This window comes from Streptomyces sp. NPDC002787 (assembly GCF_053592095.1).
On the sequence record NZ_JBSFVC010000030.1, the window covers coordinates 77,524 to 104,102 of the forward strand.

Annotated in this window: 21 protein-coding genes and 1 tRNA gene; 17 read left to right on the forward strand and 5 right to left on the reverse strand. The window is 70.4% G+C overall.

Annotation, left to right across the window (positions count from 1 at the left end; genetic code table 11):
* The first annotated feature begins 148 nt into the window (after positions 1-148).
* The 5 genes from ACWD26_RS34545 (at position 149) to ACWD26_RS34565 (ending at position 6,862) form a co-directional block, all read left to right on the forward strand.
* The gene (locus ACWD26_RS34545) at positions 149-1,441 is read left to right on the forward strand and encodes an ABC transporter substrate-binding protein (protein WP_451276000.1); all 1,293 of its coding nucleotides are present in this window, start codon (positions 149-151) and stop codon (positions 1,439-1,441) included.
* Positions 1,441-2,439, forward strand: a complete 999-nt coding sequence (locus ACWD26_RS34550; protein WP_451276002.1) for a carbohydrate ABC transporter permease — start codon at positions 1,441-1,443, stop codon at positions 2,437-2,439. Before ACWD26_RS34545 ends, ACWD26_RS34550 begins: the two co-directional genes overlap by 1 nt.
* Positions 2,439-3,338 carry a carbohydrate ABC transporter permease gene (locus ACWD26_RS34555; RefSeq protein WP_451276004.1) on the forward strand — a complete coding sequence of 300 codons (900 nt, stop codon included), beginning with the start codon at positions 2,439-2,441 and terminating at the stop codon, positions 3,336-3,338. The genes ACWD26_RS34550 and ACWD26_RS34555 overlap by 1 nt, the downstream gene beginning before the upstream one ends.
* 12 nt (positions 3,339-3,350) lie before the next feature.
* Positions 3,351-3,971, forward strand: a complete 621-nt coding sequence (locus tag ACWD26_RS34560; RefSeq protein ID WP_451276006.1) for a hypothetical protein — start codon at positions 3,351-3,353, stop codon at positions 3,969-3,971.
* 143 nt (positions 3,972-4,114) lie between these two features.
* Entirely contained in the window at positions 4,115-6,862 is a 2,748-nt protein-coding gene (locus ACWD26_RS34565) for an exo-rhamnogalacturonan lyase family protein (RefSeq protein WP_451276008.1), read from the forward strand.
* Positions 6,863-6,977: 115 nt separating this feature from the next.
* Here the strand turns inward: ACWD26_RS34565 and ACWD26_RS34570 are convergent, their stop codons facing one another.
* Positions 6,978-9,401: an SCO7613 C-terminal domain-containing membrane protein gene (locus tag ACWD26_RS34570; protein WP_451276010.1), complete on the reverse strand. Its 2,424-nt coding sequence runs from the start codon at positions 9,399-9,401 to the stop codon at positions 6,978-6,980.
* Between the two features lie 102 nt (positions 9,402-9,503).
* Between ACWD26_RS34570 and ACWD26_RS34575 the strand changes: the two genes are divergently transcribed.
* Positions 9,504-9,968 carry an SRPBCC family protein gene (locus tag ACWD26_RS34575; RefSeq protein WP_451276012.1) on the forward strand — a complete coding sequence of 155 codons (465 nt, stop codon included), beginning with the start codon at positions 9,504-9,506 and terminating at the stop codon, positions 9,966-9,968.
* Between the two features lie 56 nt (positions 9,969-10,024).
* Positions 10,025-10,096, forward strand: a tRNA-Val gene (locus tag ACWD26_RS34580).
* Between the two features lie 38 nt (positions 10,097-10,134).
* Here the strand turns inward: ACWD26_RS34580 and ACWD26_RS34585 are convergent.
* Entirely contained in the window at positions 10,135-10,860 is a 726-nt protein-coding gene (locus ACWD26_RS34585; protein ID WP_451276014.1) for an exonuclease domain-containing protein, read from the reverse strand.
* Positions 10,861-11,028: 168 nt separating this feature from the next.
* Between ACWD26_RS34585 and ACWD26_RS34590 the strand changes: the two genes are divergently transcribed.
* From ACWD26_RS34590 to thrS, 3 genes are all read left to right on the forward strand, one after another.
* A complete protein-coding gene (locus ACWD26_RS34590) occupies positions 11,029-11,598 on the forward strand; it encodes a DUF4365 domain-containing protein (RefSeq protein ID WP_451276016.1) in 570 nt (189 codons plus the stop codon).
* On the forward strand, positions 11,595-12,869 hold the full coding sequence (locus ACWD26_RS34595; protein ID WP_451276018.1) for a hypothetical protein: 1,275 nt from the start codon (positions 11,595-11,597) through the stop codon (positions 12,867-12,869). The genes ACWD26_RS34590 and ACWD26_RS34595 overlap by 4 nt, the downstream gene beginning before the upstream one ends.
* Before the next feature lie 116 nt (positions 12,870-12,985).
* Positions 12,986-14,965, forward strand: coding sequence for a threonine--tRNA ligase (thrS, locus tag ACWD26_RS34600; RefSeq protein WP_451276020.1), 1,980 nt, complete (start codon positions 12,986-12,988; stop codon positions 14,963-14,965).
* A gap of 36 nt (positions 14,966-15,001) precedes the next feature.
* Here the strand turns inward: thrS and ACWD26_RS34605 are convergent, their stop codons facing one another.
* Positions 15,002-15,658: a potassium channel family protein gene (locus ACWD26_RS34605; RefSeq protein WP_451276022.1), complete on the reverse strand. Its 657-nt coding sequence runs from the start codon at positions 15,656-15,658 to the stop codon at positions 15,002-15,004.
* A 67-nt stretch (positions 15,659-15,725) separates the two neighbouring features.
* Between ACWD26_RS34605 and ACWD26_RS34610 the strand changes: the two genes are divergently transcribed.
* On the forward strand, positions 15,726-16,286 hold the full coding sequence (locus ACWD26_RS34610) for an HIT family protein (protein ID WP_451276024.1): 561 nt from the start codon (positions 15,726-15,728) through the stop codon (positions 16,284-16,286).
* 238 nt (positions 16,287-16,524) lie between these two features.
* Here the strand turns inward: ACWD26_RS34610 and ACWD26_RS34615 are convergent, their stop codons facing one another.
* Both ACWD26_RS34615 and ACWD26_RS34620 read right to left on the reverse strand, forming a co-directional pair.
* Entirely contained in the window at positions 16,525-18,198 is a 1,674-nt protein-coding gene (locus ACWD26_RS34615) for a hypothetical protein (protein WP_451276026.1), read from the reverse strand.
* A gap of 324 nt (positions 18,199-18,522) precedes the next feature.
* Positions 18,523-20,721 (reverse strand): elongation factor G-like protein EF-G2, encoded by a 2,199-nt coding sequence (locus ACWD26_RS34620; protein ID WP_451276028.1) that lies wholly within the window; start codon positions 20,719-20,721, stop codon positions 18,523-18,525.
* A gap of 299 nt (positions 20,722-21,020) precedes the next feature.
* Between ACWD26_RS34620 and pgsA the strand changes: the two genes are divergently transcribed.
* The 6 genes from pgsA (at position 21,021) to pdxT (ending at position 26,534) form a co-directional block, all read left to right on the forward strand.
* Positions 21,021-21,761, forward strand: a complete 741-nt coding sequence (gene pgsA, locus ACWD26_RS34625; RefSeq protein WP_451276029.1) for a phosphatidylinositol phosphate synthase — start codon at positions 21,021-21,023, stop codon at positions 21,759-21,761.
* Positions 21,758-22,723 carry a phosphatidylinositol mannoside acyltransferase gene (locus ACWD26_RS34630; protein ID WP_451276031.1) on the forward strand — a complete coding sequence of 322 codons (966 nt, stop codon included), beginning with the start codon at positions 21,758-21,760 and terminating at the stop codon, positions 22,721-22,723. Before pgsA ends, ACWD26_RS34630 begins: the two co-directional genes overlap by 4 nt.
* A complete protein-coding gene (locus tag ACWD26_RS34635; protein ID WP_451276033.1) occupies positions 22,720-23,880 on the forward strand; it encodes a glycosyltransferase family 4 protein in 1,161 nt (386 codons plus the stop codon). The genes ACWD26_RS34630 and ACWD26_RS34635 overlap by 4 nt, the downstream gene beginning before the upstream one ends.
* A gap of 182 nt (positions 23,881-24,062) precedes the next feature.
* Positions 24,063-24,608, forward strand: coding sequence for a hypothetical protein (locus ACWD26_RS34640; protein ID WP_451276035.1), 546 nt, complete (start codon positions 24,063-24,065; stop codon positions 24,606-24,608).
* A gap of 392 nt (positions 24,609-25,000) precedes the next feature.
* A complete protein-coding gene (gene pdxS / locus ACWD26_RS34645; RefSeq protein ID WP_451276037.1) occupies positions 25,001-25,918 on the forward strand; it encodes a pyridoxal 5'-phosphate synthase lyase subunit PdxS in 918 nt (305 codons plus the stop codon).
* A gap of 7 nt (positions 25,919-25,925) precedes the next feature.
* Complete coding sequence (gene pdxT / locus ACWD26_RS34650) at positions 25,926-26,534, forward strand: pyridoxal 5'-phosphate synthase glutaminase subunit PdxT (protein ID WP_451276039.1); 609 nt, start codon at positions 25,926-25,928, stop codon at positions 26,532-26,534.
* Positions 26,535-26,579 lie beyond the last annotated feature (45 nt).

Below are 26,579 nucleotides of genomic sequence, written 5' to 3' on the forward strand. Positions count from 1 at the left end.
TGTTCGCCCGGCGCGGTGGCGCCTTGGCTTTCCATCAATTCCTGTCCGAATCATTGACGTCTCCTGAGCGTCTCCGTACCTTGTGCCAGCAAGCGCTTACTTGAAACGATTCATGGCGCGGGACGCAGCGTCGCGGGGAGGCTCAACCATGCAGCAAAACAGGAACGTTGAGAGGCGGACGGTCCTCAAGGCGGCCGGAGCCTCACTGGCCGTCGCGGGGCTGGGGGCGACGGCCACGGCCTGTGGCGGCGACAGTGGGTCGTCGGGCGACGGGACAGTGACGATCCGTTACGCGTGGTGGGGCGCGGAGGACCGGGCGGAGCGCATCAAGAAGACGATCGCGCTTTTCGAGAAGAAGTACCCGAAGATCAAGGTGAAGACGGACTTCCAGGTTTATCCCGACTTCTGGAAGAAGTTCAACACGCAGGCCTCCGGTGGAAATCCCCCGGACGTCTTCCAGAATGCCATCGGCTTCCTGCGGAAATACGATGCGAAGAATGTGCTGCTCGATCTCGGCGCGCAGGTCGAGGCGGGCAACCTCTCCATGGACGGCTTCAGAGCGGGCTTGGAGAAGTTCGGCGAGATCGACGGCAAGCTGCTCGGAGTTCCGGTCGGCTCCAACTCCATGGCCCTCGTGATCGACAAGCCCGTCTACACCAAGTCCGGTGTGAAGCCGGAGCAGGGCTGGACCTGGGACGACTTCGACGCGGCGATGAAGAAGATCCGGGACAAGGCGGGACGGGCCGGCGACAGCGGCATGTACGGCGTCATGTACCTCTACGACCTTTATCTGCGCCAGAACGGCAAGGCGTTCTTCACCGAGGACGGACTCGGCTTCACCGAGGCGGACCTGAAGGAGTGGTGGACGAAGGCGGAGAAGGGCATCAAGGAGGGCATCTACGCCGACCCCAAGAAGGTCGCCCAGACCAAGCCCAAGTCGGCGGTCGCCGCGGAACTCGCCGCCGGTGAGTTCACCTGGGACAACTTCACCGTCCGCTACACCTCCGAGGGCAAGAGCGAGTACGGTCTGGCCCCCATCCCGACCACGGACGGCAAGAAGACCGGCCAGTACCTTGGCTCCCTCATGCTCAGCGCGTCCAAGCGCACCCAGCACCCCAAGGAAGTCGCGCAGTTCATCAACTTCATGGTGCACGAGCCCGAGGTCGCCGAGATCATGGGCTACGACCGAGGTGTTCCCGCGACCCAGGCCCAGTACGACGCGTTCAAGCCGACCGACCCGGTGAACAAGGCCATCGCCGAGTACGAGGAGTCCCTCGTCGCCGCCGGCGTCCTGGAGCCCATCACCCCGCATCCGAACGGCGCGGACATCTGCGAAGCCGGGTTCATGCGCATCGCCGAGGAACTCGCCCTGGGGAAGCGGTCGGTCGACGACGCCGTCAAGCAGTTCTTCACCGAGTCGAAGACGGCTCTCGGCAGCTGATGGGAACCGCCGTGACACACGCCCCTGCGATGGAGGACCTGACCAAGGACTCCGAGCCGCGGCACCGTCCGGCCAAGTCTCCGCGCCCCGCCGCACTCAAGCGGCGGGGCCGCCGGGAGACCCTGGCCGGCTATCTCTTCATGTCCCCGTGGATCGCCGGGTTCCTGCTGCTGACAGCGGGCCCGATGGCCGCCTCGCTCTACTTCGCCTTCACCGACTACAACCTGTTCGACGCGCCCAAGTGGATCGGCCTCGACAACTTCTCTGAGATGTTCGCCGATCCGCGCTGGCAGAACTCGGTGCGGGTGACCCTCTGGTACGTCGTCGTCGGTACGCCGATCAAGTTGATCGCGGCCCTCGGTGTGGCGCTGCTGCTGGCCCAGAAGCGGCGCGGACAGGCCTTCTACCGGGCCGCGTTCTACGCGCCGTCGCTGATCGGGGCCAGCGTCTCCATCGCCATCGTGTGGAAGGCGATCTTCTCGGACGACGCCATCGTCGACCGTACGCAGAAGATCTTCGGCATCGACGTCGGCGGCTGGACCGGCGACCCGGATCTGATCATCTACAGCCTGGTGGCGCTCACCGTCTGGCAGTTCGGTGCCCCGATGGTGATCTTCCTCGCCGGTCTCAAGCAGGTCCCGCGCGAGCTGTACGAGGCGGCCGAGGTCGACGGGGCGGGTACGTTCCGGCGGTTCTGGAACATCACCCTGCCGATGATCTCCCCTGTCCTCTTCTTCAACGTCCTGCTGGAGACGATCCACTCTTTCCAGATCTTCAGCTCGGCCTACATCGTCGGCGGCGGCGCCGGCGGCAGCGCCTGCGGTCCGGCCGACGGCTCGATGGTCTACACCTGTTATCTGTACGTCCAGGGTTTCGAGAACAGCCGGATGGGTCTGGCCTCCGCCATGGCCTGGGTGCTGCTGGTCGCGGTCGCCCTGGTGACGGCAGTGCTGTTCTGGTCCCAGAAGCGCTGGGTGCACTACGAGGAGGGTGCCTGATGAGCGCACAGGCCACCGAGATCAACCCAGCCCCGGCCCGGTCCACGAAGGGGGGCGCCCTCCGGCGCAAGCTGCCCGGCTCCCTCGCCTGGCACATCGGTTCCCTGCTGATCCTCGCGGTGATCCTCTATCCGGTGATCTGGGTCGTGGGGGGTTCGTTCAAGAACAGTGACGACATCGTCGGCAGCTTGGACCTGTTCCCGAGCGACCCGATCATCTCCAACTACACACGCCTCACCGAGGGCATCGCCGACATTCCGATCTCCACCTTCTTCCTCAACTCGCTCACGCTCGCGCTCGGTTCGGTGATCGGGATCCTGGTGTCCTGCTCGCTGACGGCGTACGCCTTCGCGAAGATCAAGTTCGCGGGCCGGAATCTGCTGTTCACGCTGATGATCGGCACGCTCCTGTTGCCGTACCACGTGCTGCTGATCCCGCAGTACGTGCTGTTCCGTAACATGGACATGATCAACACGTACACCCCGCTGCTGCTGCCGAAGTACCTGGCCACGGAGGCGTTCTTCGTCTTCCTGATGGTGCAGTTCATGCGGAACCTGCCCAAGGAGCTCGACGAGGCGGCCCGGCTCGACGGCTGCGGGCACTTCCGGATCTACTGGTCGATCGTGCTGCCGCTGTGCCGGCCCGCGCTCATCACCAGTGCCATCTTCACCTTCATCAACGCCTGGAACGACTTCATGGGTCCGCTGATCTATCTGAACGAGCCCGACAAGTACACGGTCTCACTTGGCCTGAAGATGTTCGTGGACCAGGACGCCGTGGCCAACTACGGCGGCATGATCGCGATGTCGCTCGTGGCCCTGCTGCCGGTGCTCGCGTTCTTCCTCGCCTTCCAGCGCTATCTGATCGACGGCATGGCCACGTCCGGTCTGAAGGGCTGAGGTGAGCTGACCATGGCCCTGGCCCGTGCCCGTACCCGCGTCCGTGTGAAGTCCGCCGCTCCCCGTGAGGAGTCCCTGCTCGCCGAGCGGTTCGCGCTGTTCGCCGAGTGTCTGCTCACCGGGGTGTGGATCGCGCTGGCCTCGCTGCCGCTGGTGACGTACCCGGCCGCGTTCGCCGCGGGCTCCCGGCATCTGCGCCGCCGTACGGCCCATGAGGGCGGCGGGTGGCGGGAGTTCGTGGCCGACTTCCGGACGGCGGTGCGAGGCGGCTGGCTCGTCGGGCTCGCCGGGTGGGCGGCGCTCGCGGCCGTATGGGTGGACGTCCAGGCCGTACGCGCCGGGATTCCGGGCGGGCCGCTGGTCGGGGCCGTCGGGGTCCTCGCGCTGATCGGCGCCGCCGTCGCCGGACTGCGCGCGGCGGCGGTCTGGCGGCCCGGCATCACCTGGCGGACCTTGCTCGGTGGGGCCGGGCGGCGGACCGTACTCGATCCCGCCGGATCCTTCCTGCTCGTCGGCGGACTGGCCGTGGTGGCCTGTTCCGCCTGGTTCGTCGCGCCGTTGGCGGTCCCTGTCCTCGGGGCCGTCGCGGCCGCGGCCGTCGCCGTGGAGGAGCGGTACAGGCGCCGCCGCTGATTGAAGCGGCGGCGTTCCGCGCCCAGGTCGGCGCCCGAGGCGTCGTGCCTTCCTCTGTCATGCCCCTGACCATCCGCTGCACGCACGCTTCCCGCACGCAAGACCTCCCGCACGCAAGACCTCCCGTACGGAAAGGAAAGGCCATGTCCCCCATCGACCGCAGGTCCCTTCTCAAGGCGGCCGCCGTCGCCGGAGCCGCCGCGCAGTTCAGCTGGGCGCTAGGGAGTACGAACGCTCAGGCCGCGCCCAGAGCCGAGGCGACCGATGCGGACCCGGTGACCCTGGACTGGCTGGAGGACGGCGGACTCGGCGCCGCCCCCGGGTCCACCGTGGGTGTGCCGTGGCCCAAGGGCGCCTACGGGAAGGAACAGTCGTTCTCTTTGACGGACGCGGCCGGCAAGGACATCCCCGTCCAGTCCTGGCCCATCGGCTACTGGCCCGACGGCTCCGTGAAGTGGACCGCGCACGCGGTGGGCGCGGGCGCCGGTTCCGGCAAGCTCACCCTCGCCGGCGGCACCCCCGCCGCGCCGGAGAAGAAGGTCACCGTCGACAAAAGCGGCGGCACCATCGACGTGGCGACCGGTGTCATCACCGCCAAGATCGGCAAGAGCGGTTCCACCCTCGTGAAGTCCGTCCTGCGCGGCTCCACCGAGATCGCCCACACCGGCCGTCTGGTGCTGCTGCGCCAGCCCGAGATCGAGGACGGCGACCAGGGCACGGAGAAGTACGAGCGCTTCGAGAGCGTCATCGGTGAGGTCGAGGTCGAGCAGGAGGGCCCGGTCCGTGCCGTGATCCGCATCGACGGCAAGCACCGCAAGGGCAGCCGGAGCTGGCTGCCCTTCTCGATCCGCCTCTACTTCTACGCGGGCGCCGAATCGTTCCGCATGGTGCACACCATCACCTTCGACGGCACCCAGGAGCCCGGAAAGGCCAGCGGCGACTTCGTCCGCGGCATCGGCGTGCGCTTCAAGGTGCCGATGCGCGACGCCGCCTACGACCGCCACATCCGCATCGGAGGCGAGGGCACCGGTCTGCTGCGTGAGGCGGTCAAGGGCGTCACCGGGCTGCGGCGCGACCCGGGCGCGGCCGTTCGTACGGCCCAGTTCGAGGGCAAGAAGCTGCCCGACCCGTCCACCTGGGACCAGCGGGTCACCACCCGCCTCCAGTACATCCCCGAGTGGGGCGACTACACGCTCTCGCAGCTGTCCGCCGACGGCTTCGGTGTCCGCAAGCGCACCAAGAAGGGCCACGGCTGGATCCCGGCCGGCGGCGGTCGGCGGGCCAGCGGCTTCGGATACGTCGGCGGCGCGTCCGGCGGGTTCGCCTTCGGTCTGCGGGACTTCTGGGAGAAGTTCCCCGCCCAGCTCGACATCCGCGACGCCCAGACCGACACCGCCGAGGTCACCCTCTGGCTCTGGTCACCCGAGGCGCAGCCCATGGACCTGCGCTTCTACCACGACGGCATGGGCCAGGACACCTACCCCGAGCAGCTCGAAGGCCTCAACATCACCTACGAGGACTACGAGCCCGGGTTCGGCACCCCCTACGGCATCGCCCGCACCAGCGAACTCCTCTTCTGGGCCCACGAGTCCACGCCCAGCGCCGAGGACATGGCCAAGCAGGTCGAGGCGGTCCGCACGCCTCCGCAGCTCGCCGCCCCGCCCAAGCAGCTGATCAAGGCCGGGGTCTTCGGCAAGCTGTTCGCCGAGCCGGACCGCTCCACCGCCGCCAAGGCGAAGATCGAGGACCACCTCGACTTCCTCTTCACCTACTACAAGGACCAGGTGGAGATGCGGCGGTGGTACGGCTTCTGGGACTACGGCGACATCATGCACAGCTACGACCCCAGCCGCCACCAGTGGTGCTACGACGTCGGCGGCTACGCCTGGGACAACTCCGAGCTCTCGCCCGACCTGTGGCTGTGGTTCGCGTACATGCGCTCCGGGCGCGCGGACATCTTCCGCTTCGCCGAGGCCATGACCCGCCACACCGGTGAGGTCGACGTCTACCACCTCGGCAAATGGGCGGGCCTCGGCACCCGCCACGGCGTGCAGCACTACGCCGACAGCGCCAAGCAGCAGCGGATCGCCAACACCACCTACCGGCGCTACTACTACTTCCTCACCGCCGACGAGCGCGTCGGCGACCTGATGCACGCCAACGTCGACTCCGACGAGACGTTCCTCGTCCTCGACCCCATCCGCAAGATCCGCACCGAGCCGTACACCCCCGACCGCAACGCGCTGTCGATCGGCTTCGGCACCGACTGGTCCGGCCTGGTGTCGGCGTGGCTGACCGAGTGGGAGCGGCGCGGGCCCAAGTGGGAGAAGGCCAAGGCGCGCGTCCTGTCGACGATGGAGACGATCGCGGCCCAGCCCAACGGATTCGTCCAGGGCAACGGGCTGTACGACCTGGACACCGGGAAGTTCGCCGTCGCGGACAAGCCCGTGGTCGGGGTCTCGCACCTGTCGGCCATGTTCGGTCTGGTCGAGATGTGCGCGGAACTCCTCGACCAGATCGACATGCCCAAGTTCAAGGAGGCGTGGCTGGACTACTGCCGCTACTTCAACGCCACGAGGGCCGAGCAGACCGCCCGCTACGGCTCCCACTTCGGGACCCTGCTGCTCTTCCAGGGCCACTCGCGGCAGGACGCGTACGCGGCGGTCCAGCTGGGCGACGACAAGCTGGCGGCCCGGGCGTGGCGGCAGTTCTACAACAGCGCCGACACCTGGGACTACAAGGAGTCGACCGACTGGTCCACGAAGAAGATCGAGGGACCGACGGCGCTGGTGCCGGGCAGCGAGGCGGCGTGGGTGTCCACGAACGCGACGGCGCTGTACGGCCTGGCGGCCATCCAGAACCTGGCTCTGGTGGGCGACAAGATGCCGTGACGCTCCGCTCGGGGCGCCGGGGGGCGCCGGGGGGCTCCGGGGTGCCTGGGGTCGGTGGGGAACCGCATGATCGTGTGGCTGGTCGCGCGGTTCCCCGCGCCCCTGGAGGGGCGCTTCAGCTGAGCTTTCCGAGTATGTCCCGCATGCGGCGGGCGTCGCGCAGGCGTTGTTCGTAGGTGGCGCCCGCCGCGAGGAGGGCGAGACCGGCGAGTGCGGGCGGTACCCAACGGGGGAGGGCGTCCACGACCTGGGCGATATACGGGGCCAGTTCGTGCAGGGCGACCAGCGTGAGGGTGGCGCCGCCGAGGAGGAGCGGGGCCTGGAGGCGGTGGCGGGCGCCCAGCAGGGCGACCGCCAGGGCGACGGCACCCAACAGCAGCGGACGGAGCCAGTGGGCGTCGCTCCAGGCGGCGACAAGGCTCGGGACGAGAGTGATGGCGAGTCCCGGGCCGTACGCCGTCCACGAGGAGGCCGTCAGGTCGCGGCGCCGGCGCAGGTGGCCGACGACCAGGGCCGGGACGGTCACCGGCAGGGTGTACGCCTCTGGGGAACCGACCTCCCAGACCGCCAGCCGCACCCAGGAGGCCAGCACGAAGAGTGCGGCGGCCGCGTAGCCGACCTGACGCCGGTCCGGTCGTACGGCCGTGCCCGCGGCGACGACTCCGCAGAGCGCGAGGGTCAGGGCCAGCAGGGGCGGGTGCGTGGCGGAGAGGCCGATGGCCAACAGGCCCGCCGCGGCGCCGGTCGTCTCCACCGGGATCGTCATGGGCGAGTCACCGAGACGGGCCGCGACCAGGGCCGCGATGGCCGGGACGGTGAGGACCAGCAGGGCCGTGTGCTGTGGGTCCCAGCCGGCCGAGGCGCCGATCGCGCAGGTCAGAGCGGTGGCGTACACGAGCGAGGCGGGCGCGGTGAGCGGGCCGGCGCCGGTGCGCCAAGCCGCCGCGCCGAACAGGACGGCCGAGGTGGCGAGGACGGCGAGGGTGGCCTGCTCGGTGGCGAGGGAGGAGAACGCGAGGCTCAGGGAGGTGACGAGGGACAGGAGGACGGCGGTCAGGGGGAGCGGCGACGGGAGGCGCTGGGATTCGGCGGACCGCACGAGTCCGGCGAACCCCAGGGTGGCGACGACCACAAGTCCCTGAACCACCAGCCCGGCCGTGTACGGCAGTTCGGCAATCGCCGGGATGAGCAGCACCGTGGCCCAGGCGAGGACGAGGGCACCCACAAGGGCGTGGGTTCGCCACGGCACGGTCCGCGCCGCCAGGGCCAGCACCCCGGCGACGACGGCGAGGACCAGGGGCACCGTCTCCGTGTTCGGGGGCCACGACGCGTCGACCGTCACCGCAGCGCGGGCGTCCCCGGGCGCGCCGGACCAGATGCGGTCGAGTCGGCCGACCGGGCCCAGCAGGGTGATGAGCAGTGCGGGCACGGCCGTGGCCAGGGCGAGGGCCTGGACGAGCGCGGAGGCGTGGGCGAGGCCTCGGCGCACCGGTTCGGGGGCCTGGATCCGTACGGCTGCCAAGAGGGCGATCCCGCAGAGGAGATGAGCCGGGACCGTCCACACCCCGGGCAGGAACGACCGCGCGATGCCGCCGAGACCCGCCACCACGAGGAGGCCGGCGGTGAGCGCGGTGCCGAGGGCCAGGGCCGGCTTCGGCGCGAACCACGCGGTCGTCAGGGCGACCGCGGCGGCGAGGGCGAGGAGCGCCGCCGCACGGGCGGCGGCGCCCGGGCCGGAGGCGGCCCACGAGAGCCACCCGGCCGCCAGTACACCCCAGGCACCCCAGCCGAACGCCACCACCACGGCGACGATCCGTACCGGCTTGTGGGCGACCCGGAGCGCGATCGCGGTGTCGGCCGCCGCTGTCACCAGCAGCACGGCCGTGACCGTCTCCACGCCCGCGTCCAGCGCGAACGACCCGAGCACGAGGGGGAGTTGAGCGACGACCAGGGCGAGGGGGAGCGGCAGGCCGAGGGCGTGCCGCGGGATCGGCGAGCCGGTGTCCGCAGTCCTGGGCGTCAGCGCGCCGACACCCAGGCCGTACGCCGCCCACACCGCGGCCAGCACCGCCGCCGCGACCGCCGCGTATCCCGTGCCGTCCGCCCCGGCGAACGCGACCTCGTGCAGGGCGTACCCGTCGAGGACCGTCAGGGCGAGGCCGAGAGCGGCCACCGCCTCGGCGGTCGAGCGCAGGCCGTGGCGGAGGAGCGGAACGGGGGCGCCGAGCGCGGCCAGGGTGACCGCCCCGAGGACCAGGGCGCGGCCCGCGATTCCCAGGTTTCCCCAGCTGACCAGCGTGAACGCGATCGCCGCGACCGTCAGCAGGACGCCGCCGAGGATCAGCAGCACGTTCTGGACGCTGGGCGCACTCGCCTCGGGACGCCGCACGGGCGGAGCGGTGGGCACGGAAGCCGGCGTATGCAGGGCGTTGACCAGCCAGGCGCGCCGGGCCAGCAGGAAGGCGCGACGGGCGTCGAGTTGCCGCAGCTCGGAGTCGAGGACCCGCAACTCCTCGACCGGGGACGGAAAGTGCGTCATGAACCGGAGTGTGGTCCGCGTCACGACGTGCGACATGAGCGCGGGTACTCAGGGCGTACTCAGATCCCGCACGGACACCCCCTGTGCGGGCAGAATCCGACCATGGACTGGTGCCACTACCGCTTCCGCACCCTCTGGAACCTGCCCGCGTCACCCACCACCGTGTTCGACGTGCTCCAGCGGGCCGACGACTACCCGAACTGGTGGCCTCAGGTCCGCGAGGTGACCAGGATCGACGACACCACCGGCACCATCAGGATCCGCTCCGTCCTCCCGTACGACCTCGCCTTCACCGCCCGCGAGGTACGGCGCGACCCTGCCGCCGGAACCCTGGAGATCGAGATGAGCGGTGACATGGACGGCTGGGCCCGCTGGACGCTCACCGCCGACGGCTTCGGCACCCTCGCCCGCTACGACCAGGAAGTCGATGTCACCAAGCCCCTGCTGCGCCGGCTCGCCGTACCGGGGCGGGCCGTGTTCCGCGCCAACCACACGCTGATGATGCGCGCGGGCAGGCGGGGACTCCTCGCGTACCTGGACGGTGACTCCACGGCCCACCGACGGTGACCGGGCAAGCGGTTTGAACCAGACCCGTCGGGACCTGTATTGTTCACTGCGTTCCCGGGCGATTAGCTCAGTGGGAGAGCGCTTCGTTCACACCGAAGAGGTCACTGGTTCGAACCCAGTATCGCCCACCGGGTAAAGCCGGTCCGCACACGCGGACCGGCTTTTTTCATGCCGCCGCCGGCAGATCCGGACGCAGCGGCCACGCCGGGTCCACCGCCTCCTCCGTGCCGCTGCGCGCGAACCACGCCTGCAGGCCGCGCGCCTGAGCCGCGTGCCACACGGCCTGCAGAGTGTGCAGTTCGGCCGGCGAGAGCCGGGCCAGCCGGGTCGCGAAACGACGCCCCACCGCCCGTACGACGTCCATCGCGGCCTGCGCGTCGGCCGCCGCGTCGTGCGCGCCGTCCAGGACGACCTCGTAGTGCGCGCACAGATCGGTGAGCGTGCGACGGCCCTTGCGGTAGCGGTCCAGATGCTTGTCCAGGACCCGCGGATCGAGGACACGCAACGGCGTGGTCTCGAACCAGTGGTCCAGCGACGACGCGCGATGCCGCCGCAACTCGCGGTCCAGCAGGGTCAGATCGAACGGCGCGTTCATCACCACCAGCGGACGGCCGCGCACCGCCTGCTCGGCCAGCGCCCTGGCTATCTCCTCCATCACCGGCGACGGCCAGCGACCGTCGCGCTGCAGTTGTTCGTCCGTCAGCCCGTGCACCGCCGTCGCCGCGGCGGGCACGGGCACGCCCGGGTTCACCAGCCACCGCGTCACCCGGGGTCGGGTGCCGGGCGCGTCCTGGACGACGACGGCGGCCGACACGATCCGGTCGGTCTCGACGTCCACACCCGTGGTCTCCGTGTCGAACGCCGCCAAGGGCCCCTCGTACCAACACGTCATGCGTACACAACTCCTCGTTCACCCACGGCAGCTGACGTCCCGTCTTCTGCCCGTTTGGTGATACCCGGGCTGTTTGCGCCGTACGCCGGAAGGAGACAACAGAAGTAGGGGTCTGCGCAGTTCAGAGGCCCGGCACGGGGAAACACCTGTAGGGGAAGGCTGTTGGTCATGGCCATAGCGCAGCCCGAGCGGGGCGGGCTGCTGCCCGAGCACGCGGCGGCAACGCATCGCGGCTCCCTCGCCACCACCGCCTGCATGGAAACCCTGCAGGTGGGCTATCTGCACGCGGTGGCCGCGGCGGCGGGCTGCTCCCTGTCCCAGCCCTTTCCGGACAACGGCATCGACTGGCACGTCAGCCACGGCTCGCCCGGACACACCGTCGACGACGAGGTCACCATCAAGGTGCAGCTCAAGGCCACCTACCAGCTCGCACCCCACCCGCCGGGCCGCACCTTCTCCTTCACCCTCGACAACGAGCACCTGGCGAAGCTCGCCCGCACCCCCGTCTCGGTGCACAAGATCCTCGTGGTGATGATCGTCCCCCGATCGCGGGAGCAGTGGCTGCGGGCCGGCCACGACCGGCTCGAGCTGCGGCACTGCTGCTACTGGATCAACCTCGCCGGACACCCGATCACCGGCCGGCGCCGCACCACCGTGCGCATACCGACCTCGCGCATCTTCGACGACCGAGCGCTCTGCGAGATCATGACGCGGGTCGGAACGGGAGGCAGACCGTGACCCACGGCCCCATCGACGACGTGCCCGGCCCACGCCCGCACGCCGAGAGCGTGTCCGTACGCCGTCCCATCAACCAGCCCGTACGTCCCGTACGGCCCCACCCCGTCGAGCCCACCTGGACCCAGCCGCCCGACCCCGCCCAGGTCGACCCCGCCGTCCTCGGCGCCCTCCTGCGCAGGCACGGCTGGCAGCGGCGCGGCGGAGCCGCCGGACGGTACGGCCGCTGGACCCCACCGGGACCGGCAGGCCGGGGCATGAGCCTGCTCGTCCCCGAGAACCGGGCCTTCCCCGACAGCGACGACCTGCTCGGCGAAGCCCTCACGGCCCTGTCCCGCAGCGGCTCGCCCGCCGCGCGTGACGTGCTGGTCGCGCTCACCGTGCCCAGCGACGAGATCCACTGGTGGCGGGACGTGCCGACCGGCCCCCTGGGCACCGCCTCCTGGGCCGTCGAGGACCAACTGCGCTCCGCCGCCCGCCAGATGCTCCTCGCCGCGGCCCTGGCCACCCGCGCGCGTGCCGGGTACTACGGCGCCCGGCACCGCCGGCCCGCCGCGGCCTCCCTCGACGGCGTCCTCGTCGGAGCCGCCCCCGGCGGACGCCGCCTCACCGCCTTCGTCCCCGTCGTCCCCGGCCGCCCTCTCGCCCTGCGCCTCCACCAGGCCCTGTACGCCGCCCGTGAGGCCATCGACTACCAGCGCGCCACCGGCGGCATGGACGCCTTCGACGGCGCCGTCGAGGCCGGGGTGAGCCATGAGCTGACCGAGGCCCTCGTCGCCCTCGTCCGCGGCACCGAGGGTGCCCGGATCGCCGTCGACTGGGCGCCCGCCGCCGGCGTCCCCGAGGGCGGGGCGACACCGGCCGAGCCCGTCGAGTTCTCCCCTGGCGACCTGCCCGTGCTGCGCGAGGCCGGGGCCCGCTATCTGCGCGAGGAACCGCCCATGCCGGTGCGGATCACGGGGGCCGTGGTACGGATGCGCCGGTCGGCCGCGCGCGGCGAGGGCACGGTGCGGCTGCGGGTCATCGCCGGGGCCGAGGTGCCGCACGTCCGGATGACCCTGGACGAGGAGTCGTACCGGATAGCGGGGCACGCCCATCTCGTCGGACTGCCGGTCCGGGTGCACGGGAGGCTGGAGAGCCGGGGCGGGTTCCGCCGGCTCACCAACGCCGGCGGCCTCGCACCCGTGCAGGTCGACGAGGCCGAGCGGGACCGGCTGATGAAGTCCCTCCAGGAGAACCTGGACTTCTTCGAGGAGGCGCGCGGAGAGGAGTGACCCCGGGGCCGTACCGGGGGAGCCGTAACCGTTTCGCGGAGCGCCCCCACGGCTCGGTACGATTCCTGTCTGCGTACGCGGACGCGTGCGCGTTCACCATCAGGCAGGAGAGTCCGGTGTCAGACGTCCGTGTGATCATCCAACGCGATTCCGAGCGGGAAGAGCGCGTGGTGACGACGGGCACTACGGCCGCCGACCTCTTCGCCGGCGAGCGGACCATCGTCGCGGCCCGCGTGGCCGGTGAGCTGAAGGACCTCGCGTACGAGGTGAAGGACGGCGAGACCGTCGAGGGCGTCGAGATCTCCTCCGAGGACGGCCTCAACATCCTGCGCCACTCCACCGCGCACGTCATGGCCCAGGCCGTGCAGGAACTGTTCCCCGAGGCGAAGCTGGGCATCGGCCCGCCGGTCCGGGACGGGTTCTACTACGACTTCGACGTGGCCGAGCCGTTCACCCCCGAGGACCTCAAGCGCATCGAGAAGAAGATGCAGGAGATCCAGAAGAGGGGACAGCGTTTCTCCCGTCGGGTCACCAACGACGAGGACGCGCGCGTCGAGCTGGCCGACGAGCCGTACAAGCTGGAGCTGATCGGCCTCAAGGGCAACGCCGCGAACGCGGCCGAGGGCGCGGACGCCGAGGTCGGGGCCGGCGAGCTGACCATCTACGACAACCTCGACGCCAAGACCGGCGAGCTGTGCTGGAAGGACCTCTGCCGCGGTCCCCACCTGCCCACCACCCGGAACATCCCGGCGTTCAAGCTGATGCGCTCCGCCGCCGCCTACTGGCGTGGCAGCGAGAAGAACCCGCAGCTCCAGCGCATCTACGGCACCGCCTGGCCGTCGAGGGACGAGCTGAAGGCATACCTCGACTTCCTCGTCGAGGCCGAGAAGCGGGACCACCGCAAGCTCGGCGCCGAGCTGGATCTGTTCTCCATCCCGGAGGAGCTGGGCTCCGGTCTCGCGGTGTTCCACCCCAAGGGCGGCATCGTGCGCCGGGAGATGGAGACCTACTCCCGGCAGAAGCACGAGGACGCGAACTACGAGTTCGTGAACACCCCGCACATCGCGAAGGAAAACCTCTTCGTGACCTCGGGGCACTTGCCGAACTACTCGGACGGCATGTTCCCGCCCCTGGAGTTCGACGGGCAGAACTACCGCCTCAAGGCGATGAACTGCCCCATGCACAACCTGATCTTCAAGGCGCGCGGCCGTTCGTACCGTGAACTGCCCTTGCGACTCTTCGAGTTCGGCACGGTCTATCGATACGAGAAGTCCGGAGTCGTGCACGGTCTGACCCGCGCGCGCGGCTTCACCCAGGACGACTCGCACATCTACTGCACCAAGGAGCAGATGGCGGGCGAGCTGGACTCCCTGCTCACCTTCGTCCTGGACCTGTTGCGCGACTACGGCCTGAGCGACTTCGAGCTGGAGCTGTCCACCCGCGACGACTCCCCGAAGTTCATCGGTGAGGACGCCGAGTGGGAGGAGGCGACCGAGGCGCTCCGCCAGGCCGCCGAGAAGCAGGGCCTGCCCCTCGTGCCCGACCCGGGCGGCGCCGCCTACTACGGCCCGAAGATCTCCGTCCAGGCCAAGGACGCGATCGGCCGCTCCTGGCAGATGTCCACCATCCAGGTCGACTTCCAGCAGCCCAAGCGGTTCCAGCTGGAGTACACCGCGGCGGACGGCTCCAAGCAGCAGCCGGTCATGATCCACCGTGCGCTGTTCGGCTCGATCGAGCGCTTCTTCGCCGTGCTCCTGGAGCATTACGCGGGCGCGTTCCCGGCCTGGCTTGCACCGGTGCAGGCGCTCGGCATCCCGATCGGCGACGCCCACGTGCCCTACCTGGCGGAGTTCGCCAAGAAGGCCAAGGCCGCAGGCCTGCGCGTCGACGTCGACGCCTCCTCCGACCGCATGCAGAAGAAGATCCGCAACGCCCAGAAGGCGAAGGTGCCCTTCATGGTCATCGCCGGCGACGAGGACATGGCGGCAGGCGCCGTCTCCTTCCGCTACCGCGACGGCTCCCAGGAGAACGGCATCCCCGTCGAGGAGGCCATCGCGAAGATCGCGCAGGTCGTGAAGGACCGCGTCCAGATCTGAGCCGGCCGCACAGGCGAGCCGCAGGCCCTCGGGGGTTCAGCCCCCCGGGGGCCTACGTTCGTCGTCCCGCGCGAACACCTTGAGCAGCCACGACGAGAACGACCCGGTCACCGCTCCGAGCAGGGCGAGACCGCATGCCATCATGAACACGGCGATCGACCGGCCCAGCGGTGTCACGGGGGTGACATCCCCGTACCCCACCGTGGCGAGCGTGGCGCAGGTCCACCACACGGCGTCCCCGAAGGTCAGGATCGTGGCGTCCGGCGCCGTGTGTTCCTGCTGGTAGACGGCGAGGGCACCGGTGAAGCCGAGCAGGGCCGTCGACAGGCCCGCGTAGACGGCCACGCGCGCGTGCAGCGCGAGCCGGGGCTGGTCCCGGCGACGCTGTACGGCGTCGTGGATCTGTACGACGCGCAGCGGACGCAGCAGCGGCAGGACGAGCACGAGCGTGTCCAGCCAGTGGACGCGCACGAACCTCGGGCCGAGACCGCTCAGCCGCCAGCGCACCGCGTAGTCGAGGGCGAAAACCGCCCAGGTCAGCAGGGTCACCGCGAGACAGAGGCCGCGCCAGCCCTGGGGCAGGCCGTGGGCCAGCACCCGTACCGCGTACGAGGCGAGGAAGAGGGCCGACGCCCCGGCGAGGACGCGTCCGGTGCGCCGCTCCCAGCGGAGCGCGCGGCTGTCGTGGTCCATCGCCTCAGCTTGGCCTCGGCCGTCCCGCCCCGGCACCCGGCGACACGCCGCGAACGGGCGAAGCAATATGCTGCACTGCATGACGAGTGAGCCGGAACAGCAGATCGGAGTGGGAACGCAGGACGCGTTCCAGCGCCTGTGGACGCCCCACCGGATGGCGTACATCCAGGGCGAGAACAAGCCGACCGGCCCCGGGGCCGACGACGGCTGTCCGTTCTGCTCGATCCCGGCCAAATCGGATGAGGACGGCCTGGTCATCAGGCGCGGGGAGCATGTGTACGCCGTGCTCAACCTCTACCCGTACAACGGCGGCCACCTCATGGTCGTGCCCTACCGGCATGTCGCCGACTACACCGACCTCACGGGGCCGGAGACCGCCGAGCTCGCCGAGCTGACCAAGCAGTCCATGACCGCCCTGCGCACCGCCTCCGGCGCCCACGGCTTCAACATCGGCATGAACCAGGGCACGGTCGCCGGCGCGGGCATCGCGGCCCACCTCCACCAGCACATCGTGCCGCGCTGGGGCGGCGACACCAACTTCATGCCGGTGGTCGGGCATACGCGGATCCTGCCGCAGCTGCTGGCCGACACGAGGAAGATGCTCGCGGACGCCTGGCCGGCCGGCTGAACCGGCAGCGGGGAGCGTTTTCGGGTGCGGGTGAGTGGGGGCTGGTCGCGCAGTTCCCCGCGCCCCTGAAAGACCAGGCACTGCGGGCCTGGAAGACGACGGTCCTGCGGGCCGAAAAGCACGGGGCGCAGCCCCTGCTTTTCAGGGGCGCGGGGAACTGCGCGAGAAGCCCCACTCACCCGCACTGGAAAACGGCCCCCAAACCCCACGCACCCCCCGGCCAAGGCGAGCGCAGCGCTCACGCGTCGTAGAGGTCGGCCTTCCGCGGCGTCGGGTCCTGCACCGCCGTGCTGAGGAATGCCGACCGCGACCCGAACTTCTCCGTGTCCACGCCGTTCTCCTGCAGCACCTTGATCGCGGCGTTGTGGACCACGCGGAGCACCGGCGTGGCCGCGCGCAGCGCGTCGTCCGCCATGAAGCGGTGGCGCCACGGCTGGTCGGCCCAGGCGTGCCGCAGGCCGAACGGCTCGGGCAGGCCCATGGAACCGCCGAGCCAGTTGAGCAGCGGCGGGTACCAGGTCAGCGGGGCGCGCGCGGCGAGCCGTACGACCTCGTCGGCGTCGACGAGCGGGAGCTTGACCTTGCGGGTCTCCCAGAACCGCAGCGACTTCTGGACTTCCTTCTCCTTGGCCGCCGGCCCGGTCGTGAACAGTCCGTGCACCGGGCCCAGGGCGTGTCCGGTGACCTCGATGCGGAGCGTCTGGTGCAGGACGGTGACCGTGACCAGCATGGTGATGATCAACTGGCCGTCCCAGAGCGTCCACTGGACGCCCAGGTAGTGCCGGTTGCCGCTGCCGAAGTGCTGCTTGTTGCAGATCTCCTGTATGGCGTGGGTCTTGTACTGGTACGCGTCCACGTCGGTGCTGTCGGGCCGGGCCACGGCGGCGGCGCCCTCGCCGATGGGGCTGACGATCCAGTGCTTGATGGAAGGTGCCGTGAAACCACCGGTGTTGAGGGGTGTGCGCTCCAGCATGCGCAGCTGGTCGTGGATGGCGCGTATGACGTCCCAGCTGCGGAACGGGTGGATCTCCTTGCCGGCGTCGGCCGGTACCAGGTCCTCGGCGAGCTGCCAGCTGCCCCAGCGGGTGCCCATGCCGAGGATGCCCTTGGGCCCGGCGTAGAAGACGAGGTTGGAGCGCTGCTCGGCGCTGAGCCTGGCCAGCTCCTTGCGCAGCTGCTCGGCCTTGGTCTCGCCGGGGCTGCCGGGCACGGCCTCGGGGATCTTGGCACCGATGCCGCCGCCGGCCAGCAGGCCGGCCCAGCGGTCCCGCAGATCCGCGGCGGTGCGCTCGCAGATCTGCTTGGCCCAGAACCAGCCGACCACGGGCAGCACGACGCACGCACGCGCGTACCAGGCCCAGAAACCGTCGAACGGCATCCTGAGCAGGAAGATCACGGCGAGTGCGCCCACGGCGACCAGCAGCGTGGTGCCGAGGGCTCCGGCCCGCTTGTCGTCACGCTTGGCGACCGTCGTGCGGATCTGGAAGACCAGCAGCCACAGGAGAAGCCCGGGCAGGAAGAGCACACCGCACAGGACCATCACGGCCGAGAGCCAGTTGTCGCGCTCCCTGCGGATGTTGTTCGCCGCGAGGCAGTGCTCGACGACGACCTGTGGCTCCATGCCGAAGGACTGGATGAGTGGCTTGCGGCCCGCGCCGACCATCCGGTCCCGCACCGCGAGGGAGAACGCCTCTCCGAGATTGGGTCGGAAGATGGTCGCCCACTTGCGGCCCGGCTTGACCGTGGACTTGTGCCAATCGTTGTTGGCCTTGAGGATCTCCGCGATCTCGTTGTCCCGGTAGGCCGCGGACGCCAGGGCGTACGTCGCCGCGGTCTGGCCCGCGGCGCCTGTCAGCGGCACCTGTGCCCCGGGAGTGAAATCGAATCCGTCCGCCACCGTTGCCGCCCCCATCGCCGCACACTCGCTCCTGCGGCTCTTCCCGACTTCCGTGCTCCGCACACCTGTTGATCAGGTCATAACCCGATCTGGACCTGATCGAGCCACACTTGTCGATCAGGTGATCAGCGTATCCTCAGCCGCGAACATCGCGCGGTGCGAAGAACGGACATTCACGGAACCCATCGGCCTTGAACCGGCCCGCACCGGCCTTGCGCAGGCCTCGAACCGGCCCTGAACCTGCCCGCACCGGCCTTGCGTAGGCCTTGAACCTGCCTTGAGGTCCCGCGTCCGCCGGCGGACGGCCACAGCCGCCCACCGTGCGGGGCTCCCGAACTGTCAGTTCTCCTTCGCCTGTTCGCGGACCTTGTCGGCGACATGGGAGGGCATCGGCTCGTGCCGTGTGTACCGGCGGCCGAAGCGCGCGGTGCCATGGGACAGGGAGCGCAGATCGACGGCGTACCGGTCGATCTCGATCTCCGGCACCTCGGCCCGGACGAGGGTGCGTCCGCCGCCCGCCTGCTCGGTGCCGACGACCCGGCCGCGCCGCCCGGACAGATCGCTCATCACGGGGCCCACGTACGAGTCGCCGACCAGGACCGACACCTCGGCCACGGGTTCGAGGAGGTGGATCTTCGCGTCGGCCGCGGCCTCGCGCAGCGCCAGCGCGCCCGCCGTCTGGAAGGCGGCGTCCGAGGAGTCCACCGAGTGGGCCTTGCCGTCCCGCAGCGTGATCCGTACGTCGATGAGCGGATAGCCGGCCGCGACTCCCTTGGCGGCCTGCGCCCGCACACCCTTCTCGACGGACGGGATGAACTGCCGGGGCACGGCGCCGCCGACGACCTTGTCCACGAACTCGATGCCCGAGCCGCCGGGCAGCGGCTCGACCTCGATCTCGCAGATCGCGTACTGCCCGTGTCCGCCCGACTGCTTCACATGCCGGCCACGGCCCGCCGACCTGTCGGCGAACGTCTCCCGCAGGGAGACCTTGTGCGGTACGACGTCGACCTGGACCCCGTAGCGGCTGCGCAGCCGCTCCAGCGCCACGTCGGCGTGCGCCTCACCCAGGCACCAGAGGACCACCTGATGGGTGTCCTGGTTCTGTTCGAGCCGCATGGTCGGGTCCTCCGCGACCAGCCGGGCGAGGCCCTGCGAGAGCTTGTCCTCGTCGGCCTTGCTGTGCGCCTGGATGGCGAGCGGCAGCAGGGGATCGGGCATCTCCCACGGCTCCATGAGGAGCGGGTCGTCCTTGGCCGAAAGGGTGTCCCCGGTCTCCGCGCGGTTCAGCTTCGCGACGCACGCGAGGTCGCCCGCGATGCAGTGGGTGAGCGTCCGCTGCTGTTTGCCGAACGGGGTGGACAGGGCGCCGATCCGCTCGTCGACGTCGTGGTCCTCGTGCCCCCGGTCGGTGAGCCCGTGCCCGGAGACATGCACCGTCTCGTCGGGGTGCAGGGTCCCGGAGAAGACCCGTACCAGCGAGATACGGCCCACATACGGGTCGCTGGCGGTCTTCACGACCTCGGCGACCAGCGGTCCGTCGGGGTCGCAGGCCGCGTCGATCTCGCGGGGCCTGCCGTCGGGGGTGGTGACGGTCGGCGTCTCGCGTTCCAGGGGGGTGGGGAAGCCTCCGGTGACCAGTTCGAGCAGCTCGACCGTGCCGAGGCCCTGCTTGGCGCCGTCGGCCGCGGGGGCGGCGGCCAGCACGGGGTGGAAGACACCGCGGGCGACGGCCCGTTCCAGGTCGTCGATGAGCGTCTTGACGTCGATGGCCTCGCCGCCGAGATAGCGGTCCATGAGGGTCTCGTCCTCGCTCTCGGCGATGATCCCCTCGATGAGCCGGTTCCGGGCCTCCTCGATCGCCGGCAGTTGCTCGGGGCTCGGCTCGGACTCCTTGCGCTCCCCGGAGGAGTAGTCGAACAGCTTCCGCGACAGCAGTCCGGTCAGACCCGTCACGGGCGCGTGCCCGTCCGGACCCTGGGGGCCGTGCAGCGGCAGGTAGAGCGGTAGTACGGCGTCGGGGTCGTCGCCGCCGAACGTCTCCGCGCAGATCCTCGTCATCTCCTCGAAGTCCGCCCGCGCGGCCTCCAGATGCGTGATCACGATCGCCCTGGGCATGCCGACCGCCGCGCACTCCTCCCACACCATGCGGGTCGAGCCGTCGACGCCGTCGGAGGCCGAGACGACGAAAAGGGCCGCGTCCGCCGCTCGCAGACCGGCCCTGAGTTCCCCGACGAAGTCGGCGTATCCGGGGGTGTCCAGCAAATTGATCTTGTACCCGCCCCATTCGACGGGGACGAGGGAGAGTTGCACCGAGCGTTGCTGCCGGTGTTCGATCTCGTCGTAGTCGGAGACGGTGCCGCCGTCCTCCACACGGCCCGCCCGGTTCACCGCTCCCGCCGTCAGCGCGAGAGCCTCCACCAGAGTCGTCTTGCCCGAACCGGAGTGGCCGACCAGCACCACATTCCGTACGGACGCGGGGTGGTCGGCCGCCGTAGCCCTGCCGGCGGCTCCGGGATGTGCGTTCGCCTTGTCGCCCATGATCCTGCCTCCCGTGCACGGTGAGGTCACTGTGGGCGCGGACATGCGGATCCGCGTGCGGTGGCGGCTCCGATGACGCCCGCGGTGTCTTCGAGCTTTGCACTCGCGTCACCATGCGTCCATACGAAGGACGCGATCGCTCCTCGCCGCCCAGGTGGGACCGGCTACGGCCGGTCCGTGCTCCCGCCGCGCCACCCGTGCCGTCAGGAACCGTGACACCGGCCGCATCCGGACAAGACACGGCGGGCTGGTGCCCGACGGTCGCACACCCGCGCGCGTGGCTACGATGGGCCAGCCGGATGGCCAGCAGGGGCCACGCGGCGACACCGACCCTCGGGAAGGCCATGCTGAACAAGTACGCGCGTGCATTCTTCACGCGTGTCCTCACACCGTTCGCTGCGTTTCTGATCCGCAGGGGCGTCAGCCCCGACACGGTCACGCTCATCGGAACCGCCGGAGTGATCGCGGGCGCACTGGTCTTCTACCCCCGGGGCGAGTTCTTCTGGGGCACGGTCGTCATCACGCTCTTCGTGTTCTCGGACCTCGTCGACGGCAACATGGCCCGGCAGATGGGCCGTTCGAGCCGCTGGGGCGCCTTCCTCGACTCCACGCTCGACCGTGTCGCCGACGGTGCGATCTTCGGCGGCTTCGCCCTCTGGTACGCGGGCAAGGGCGACGACCTCGCTCTGTGCGCCGTCTCGATCTTCTGTCTGGCGAGCGGCCAGGTGGTGTCGTACACCAAGGCCCGCGGCGAGTCGATCGGCCTGCCGGTGGCGGTCAACGGTCTGGTGGAGCGCGCCGAGCGCCTGGTGATCTCGCTGGTCGCGGCCGGTCTGTCGGGTCTGCACGCGTTCGGTGTGCCCGGCATCGACGTCCTGCTGCCCATCGCCCTGTGGATCGTGGCCGTCGGCAGCCTCGTCACGCTGATCCAGCGCGTGGTCACCGTCCGTCGCGAGTCCGCCGAGGCCGAGGCGGAGGCAGCCGCCGCGACCGCAGAGGAGACCCCGGACACCGCCCACAACAGCGAGGCGACCCCGTGAGCGCTCTGCGGGACCGGCTGACCGACGGGCTGTACGGCCTGGGCTGGAGTACCGTGAAGAAGCTCCCCGAGCCCGTCGCCGTACGCCTCGGCCGGACGATCGCCGACGCCACCTGGAAGCGTCGCGGCCCACTCGTACGCCGCCTGGAGGCCAACTACGCGCGCGTGGTGCCGGGCGCGGGCCCGGAGCGCCTGGCCGAGCTGTCCCGCGCGGGCATGCGCTCCTACCTGCGCTACTGGATGGAGTCCTTCCGCCTCCCCGCCTGGAGCGAGGAGCGGATCAGGAGCGGCGTCACCGTCAAGGACCTCCACCACCTCACCGACGGCCTCGCCGCCGGCCGGGGCGTCATACTCGCGCTGCCGCACCTGGCCAACTGGGACCTCGCCGGCGCCTGGGTCACCACCGAGCTGAAGACACCGTTCACCACGGTCGCCGAACGCCTCAAGCCCGAGACGCTCTACGACCGCTTCGTCGCCTACCGCGAGGGCCTCGGCATGGAGGTCCTGCCGCACAACGGCGGCTCCGCGTTCGGCACCCTCGCCCGGCGGCTGCGCGACGGCGGGCTGGTCTGCCTGGTCGCCGACCGTGACCTGTCCGCGTCCGGCGTCGAGGTCGAGTTCTTCGGCGAGCCGACCCGGATGCCCGGCGGACCGGCCCTCCTCGCCCAGCACACCGGCGCGCTGCTGCTGCCGGTGACACTCTGGTACGACGAGTCGCCCGTCATGCGCGGACGCGTGCATCCCCCGATCGAGGTACCCGGGACAGGTACCCGCGCCGAGAAGACGTCTGTCATGACACAGGCGCTGGCAGATGCCTTCGCCACCGGCATCGCCGACCACCCGGAGGATTGGCACATGCTCCAGCGCTTGTGGCTCGCGGACGTCGACCCCGCGAAGAGTCCCGACGGCCCCTCGGGTTCCGCGACGGAATCCGAGCCGGGTTCCGAGAAGGGGCGCCCGTGAAGATCGGGATCGTCTGCCCGTACTCCTGGGACGTGCCCGGGGGAGTCCAGTTCCACATCCGCGACCTGGCCGACCACCTGATCCGCCTCGGCCACGAGGTGTCGGTGCTCGCCCCCGCCGACGACGACACTCCGCTGCCGCCGTACGTCGTCTCCGCGGGCCGCGCGGTCCCCGTGCCGTACAACGGCTCGGTGGCCCGCCTGAACTTCGGCTTCCTGTCGGCGGCCCGGGTGCGGCGCTGGCTCCACGACGGCACGTTCGACGTGATCCACATCCACGAGCCGGCCTCCCCGTCGCTCGGCCTGCTGGCCTGCTGGGCGGCGCAGGGTCCGATCGTCGCGACCTTCCACACCTCCAACCCGCGTTCGCGGGCGATGATCGCCGCCTACCCGATCCTCCAGCCCGCGCTGGAGAAGATCAGCGCCCGCATCGCGGTGAGCGAGTACGCCCGCCGCACCCTCGTCGAACACCTGGGCGGCGACGCCGTCGTCATCCCGAACGGCGTCGACGTCGACTTCTTCGCCCGGGCCAAGCCCAACCCCGACTGGCAGGGTGACACCCTCGGCTTCGTCGGCCGCATCGACGAACCCCGCAAGGGCCTGCCCGTGCTGATGAAGGCCCTTCCGAAGATCCTCGCCGAGCGCCCCAGGACCCGGCTGCTGGTCGCCGGGCGCGGCGACGAGGAGGAGGCCGTCGAGACCCTGCCCAGGGAACTGCGCTCCCGCGTCGAGTTCCTCGGCATGGTCAGCGACGAGGACAAGGCCCGCTTCCTGCGCAGCGTCGACGTCTACGTCGCCCCCAACACCGGCGGCGAGAGCTTCGGCATCATCCTCGTCGAGGCCATGTCCGCCGGCGCTCCCGTCCTCGCCTCCGACCTCGACGCCTTCGCGCAGGTTCTCGACCAGGGCAGCGCGGGCGAACTGTTCGCCAACGAGGACGCGGACGCGCTCGCGGCAGCCGCCGTACGTCTCCTCGGCGACCCCGGCCGCCGTGCCGAACTCCGTACACACGGCAGCGCCCACGTCCGCCGCTTCGACTGGTCCACCGTCGGCGCCGACATCCTCGGCGTCTACGAGACGGTTACAGAGGGCGCGGCGTCGGTGGCGGCGGATGAACGGATCGGCCTGCGGGCGCGGTTGGGGCTGGCGCGCGAGTGAGGTGAGGCGGTGGCGGTTCCAGGACCTGGTCCTCTCGCCCCCGCCGCACTGGCCCGCCGCCTCTCCGAGGGCCGTGCCCCCAGCCCTCACCAGGTGCGTTGTCGGCTGCGGGGCGTTGTGGGCCGGTCGCGGGGTTCCCCGGGCCTCTTCGGGGCTCGTGGGCACGGGTAGCCTTGCGGCCCGTGACGTCGACTCTCATCTGGATCGCGGTCGTCCTCTTCGCGATCGGCCTCTATCTGAGCTGGACCGCGGGACGCCTCGACCGACTGCACGCGCGCATCGACGCGGCCCGTGCCGCGCTCGACGCGCAGTTGCTGCGCCGCGCCTCGGTCGCCCAGGAACTGGCCACCTCCGGAGTGTTGGACCCGGCCGCGTCGATCGTCCTCTACGAGGCGGCCCACGCGGCCCGGCAGGCCGAGGAGGAGCAGCGCGAGGTCGCCGAGAGCGAGCTGAGCCAGGCGCTGCGGGCCGTGTTCGCGGACGCGCAGCAAGTGGAGGTCGTACGGGCGGCCCCGGGCGGCGAGGACGCGGCGAACGAGCTGGCCCAGGCCGTCCGGCGGGTTCCCATGGCCCGCCGCTTCCACAACGACGCGGTGCGCGCGGCGCGTGCGCTGCGCCGCCATCGCAAGGTGCGCTGGTTCCGGCTTGCGGGGCATGCGCCGTTTCCGATGGCCTTCGAGATGGACGACGAGCCGCCGGCGGCGTTGGCCGACCGGGCGACGGCGTGACTTCTGGGGCGCCTGAGGGCTCGGGCTGCGGGTTCGTCGGCGGGTGCGGGTGGTGTGTGGTTGCTCGCGCAGTTCCCCGCGCCCCTGAAAAGCAGGGCTGCGCCCTTGCTTTCAGGCTCGCAGCCCTGTCGTCTTTCAGGCTCGCAGCCCTGTCGTCTTTCAGGCTCGCAGCCCTGTCGTCTTTCAGGCTCGCAGCCCCGTCGCCTTTCAGGCCCGCAGTGCCTGGCCCTTCAGGGGCGCGGGGAACTGCCGAGAAGGCCCACCGGCCCGCGGACGACCACCCACCCCACAAAAACGATCCACCGCCTCCCCATTGGCCCTTGCAGTGGCCTGCACCCCTCGCGTTTCCTCGGTGATTGCAGAAACCCCCTTCCCTGAGCGAGGTCAAACCCGTGTCCAGCACGCTCTCCAACTCCACCGCCCAGACCCCCGAGACCGGCACCGCCCGCGTGAAGCGCGGCATGGCCGAGCAGCTCAAGGGCGGTGTGATCATGGACGTCGTCACCCCGGAACAGGCGAAGATCGCCGAGGACGCGGGCGCGGTCGCGGTCATGGCCCTGGAGCGGGTCCCCGCCGACATCCGCAAGGACGGCGGCGTGGCCCGAATGTCCGACCCCGACATGATCGAGGGCATCATCGGCGCCGTCTCCATCCCGGTCATGGCCAAGTCCCGCATCGGCCACTTCGTCGAGGCCCAGGTCCTGCAGTCCCTCGGCGTGGACTACATCGACGAGTCCGAGGTCCTCACCCCGGCCGACGAGGTCAACCACTCCGACAAGTGGGCCTTCACCACCCCGTTCGTCTGCGGCGCCACCAACCTCGGTGAGGCCCTGCGCCGCATCGCCGAGGGCGCGGCCATGATCCGCTCCAAGGGCGAGGCCGGCACCGGCAACGTCGTCGAGGCGGTCCGCCACCTGCGCCAGATCAAGAACGAGATCGCCAAGCTGCGCGGCTTCGACAACAACGAGCTGTACGCCGCCGCCAAGGAGCTGCGCGCCCCGTACGAGCTGGTCAAGGAGGTCTCCGAGCTGGGCAAGCTCCCGGTCGTGCTGTTCTCCGCCGGTGGCGTGGCCACCCCGGCCGACGCCGCGCTGATGCGCCAGCTCGGCGCCGAGGGCGTCTTCGTCGGCTCCGGCATCTTCAAGTCCGGCGACCCGGCCAAGCGCGCCGCCGCCATCGTGAAGGCCACCACCTTCTACGACGACCCGAAGATCATCGCGGACGCCTCCCGCAACCTGGGCGAGGCCATGGTCGGCATCAACTGCGACACCCTGCCCGAGGCTGAGCGCTACGCGAACCGGGGCTGGTAAGCAACCCATGAGCGACACCCCCGTGATAGGCGTCCTGGCCCTCCAGGGCGACGTACGGGAGCACCTCGTCGCCCTGGCCGCGGCCGACGCCGTGGCCAGGTCGGTGCGGCGCCCCGAGGAACTCGCCGAGGTGGACGGCCTCGTCATCCCCGGCGGCGAGTCCACCACCATCTCCAAGCTGGCCGTCCTCTTCGGCGTGATGGAGCCCCTACGCGCGCGCGTGCGCGACGGCCTGCCCGTCTACGGCACCTGCGCCGGCCTGATCATGCTCGCCGACAAGATCCTCGACCCGCGCTCGGGCCAGGAGACCATCGGCGGCATCGACATGATCGTGCGCCGCAACGCCTTCGGACGGCAGAACGAGTCCTTCGAAGCGGCGGTCGACGTGAAGGGCGTCGCGGGCGATCCTGTAGAGGGCGTCTTCATCCGCGCCCCCTGGGTCGAGTCCGTGGGTGCGCGGGCCGAGGTGCTTGCCGAGCACGACGGTCACATCGTCGCCGTACGCCAGGACAACGCCCTCGCCACGTCGTTCCACCCGGAGCTGACCGGCGACCACCGGCTGCACGCGCTGTTCGTCGAGATGGTGCGCTCCAACCGGACAACGGAGTCCTTGTAGGATCTCTGCCGTTCGTACAGAGATGGGTTACGCGAAGGAGACAGG

Bases quoted from the DNA above. Each gene is read 5' to 3' on its own strand.
- ACWD26_RS34545 (WP_451276000.1), top strand. From the start codon at position 149: ATGCAGCAAAACAGGAACGTTGAGAGGCGGACGGTCCTCAAGGCGGCC.
- ACWD26_RS34550 (WP_451276002.1), top strand. From the start codon at position 1,441: ATGGGAACCGCCGTGACACACGCCCCTGCGATGGAGGACCTGACCAAG.
- ACWD26_RS34555 (WP_451276004.1), top strand. From the start codon at position 2,439: ATGAGCGCACAGGCCACCGAGATCAACCCAGCCCCGGCCCGGTCCACG.
- ACWD26_RS34560 (WP_451276006.1), top strand. From the start codon at position 3,351: ATGGCCCTGGCCCGTGCCCGTACCCGCGTCCGTGTGAAGTCCGCCGCT.
- ACWD26_RS34565 (WP_451276008.1), top strand. From the start codon at position 4,115: ATGTCCCCCATCGACCGCAGGTCCCTTCTCAAGGCGGCCGCCGTCGCC.
- ACWD26_RS34570 (WP_451276010.1), bottom strand. From the start codon at position 9,401: ATGACGCACTTTCCGTCCCCGGTCGAGGAGTTGCGGGTCCTCGACTCC.
- ACWD26_RS34575 (WP_451276012.1), top strand. From the start codon at position 9,504: ATGGACTGGTGCCACTACCGCTTCCGCACCCTCTGGAACCTGCCCGCG.
- ACWD26_RS34585 (WP_451276014.1), bottom strand. From the start codon at position 10,860: ATGACGTGTTGGTACGAGGGGCCCTTGGCGGCGTTCGACACGGAGACC.
- ACWD26_RS34590 (WP_451276016.1), top strand. From the start codon at position 11,029: ATGGCCATAGCGCAGCCCGAGCGGGGCGGGCTGCTGCCCGAGCACGCG.
- ACWD26_RS34605 (WP_451276022.1), bottom strand. From the start codon at position 15,658: ATGGACCACGACAGCCGCGCGCTCCGCTGGGAGCGGCGCACCGGACGC.
- ACWD26_RS34610 (WP_451276024.1), top strand. From the start codon at position 15,726: ATGCTGCACTGCATGACGAGTGAGCCGGAACAGCAGATCGGAGTGGGA.
- ACWD26_RS34615 (WP_451276026.1), bottom strand. From the start codon at position 18,198: ATGGGGGCGGCAACGGTGGCGGACGGATTCGATTTCACTCCCGGGGCA.
- ACWD26_RS34620 (WP_451276028.1), bottom strand. From the start codon at position 20,721: ATGGGCGACAAGGCGAACGCACATCCCGGAGCCGCCGGCAGGGCTACG.
- pgsA (WP_451276029.1), top strand. From the start codon at position 21,021: ATGGCCAGCAGGGGCCACGCGGCGACACCGACCCTCGGGAAGGCCATG.
- pdxT (WP_451276039.1), top strand. From the start codon at position 25,926: ATGAGCGACACCCCCGTGATAGGCGTCCTGGCCCTCCAGGGCGACGTA.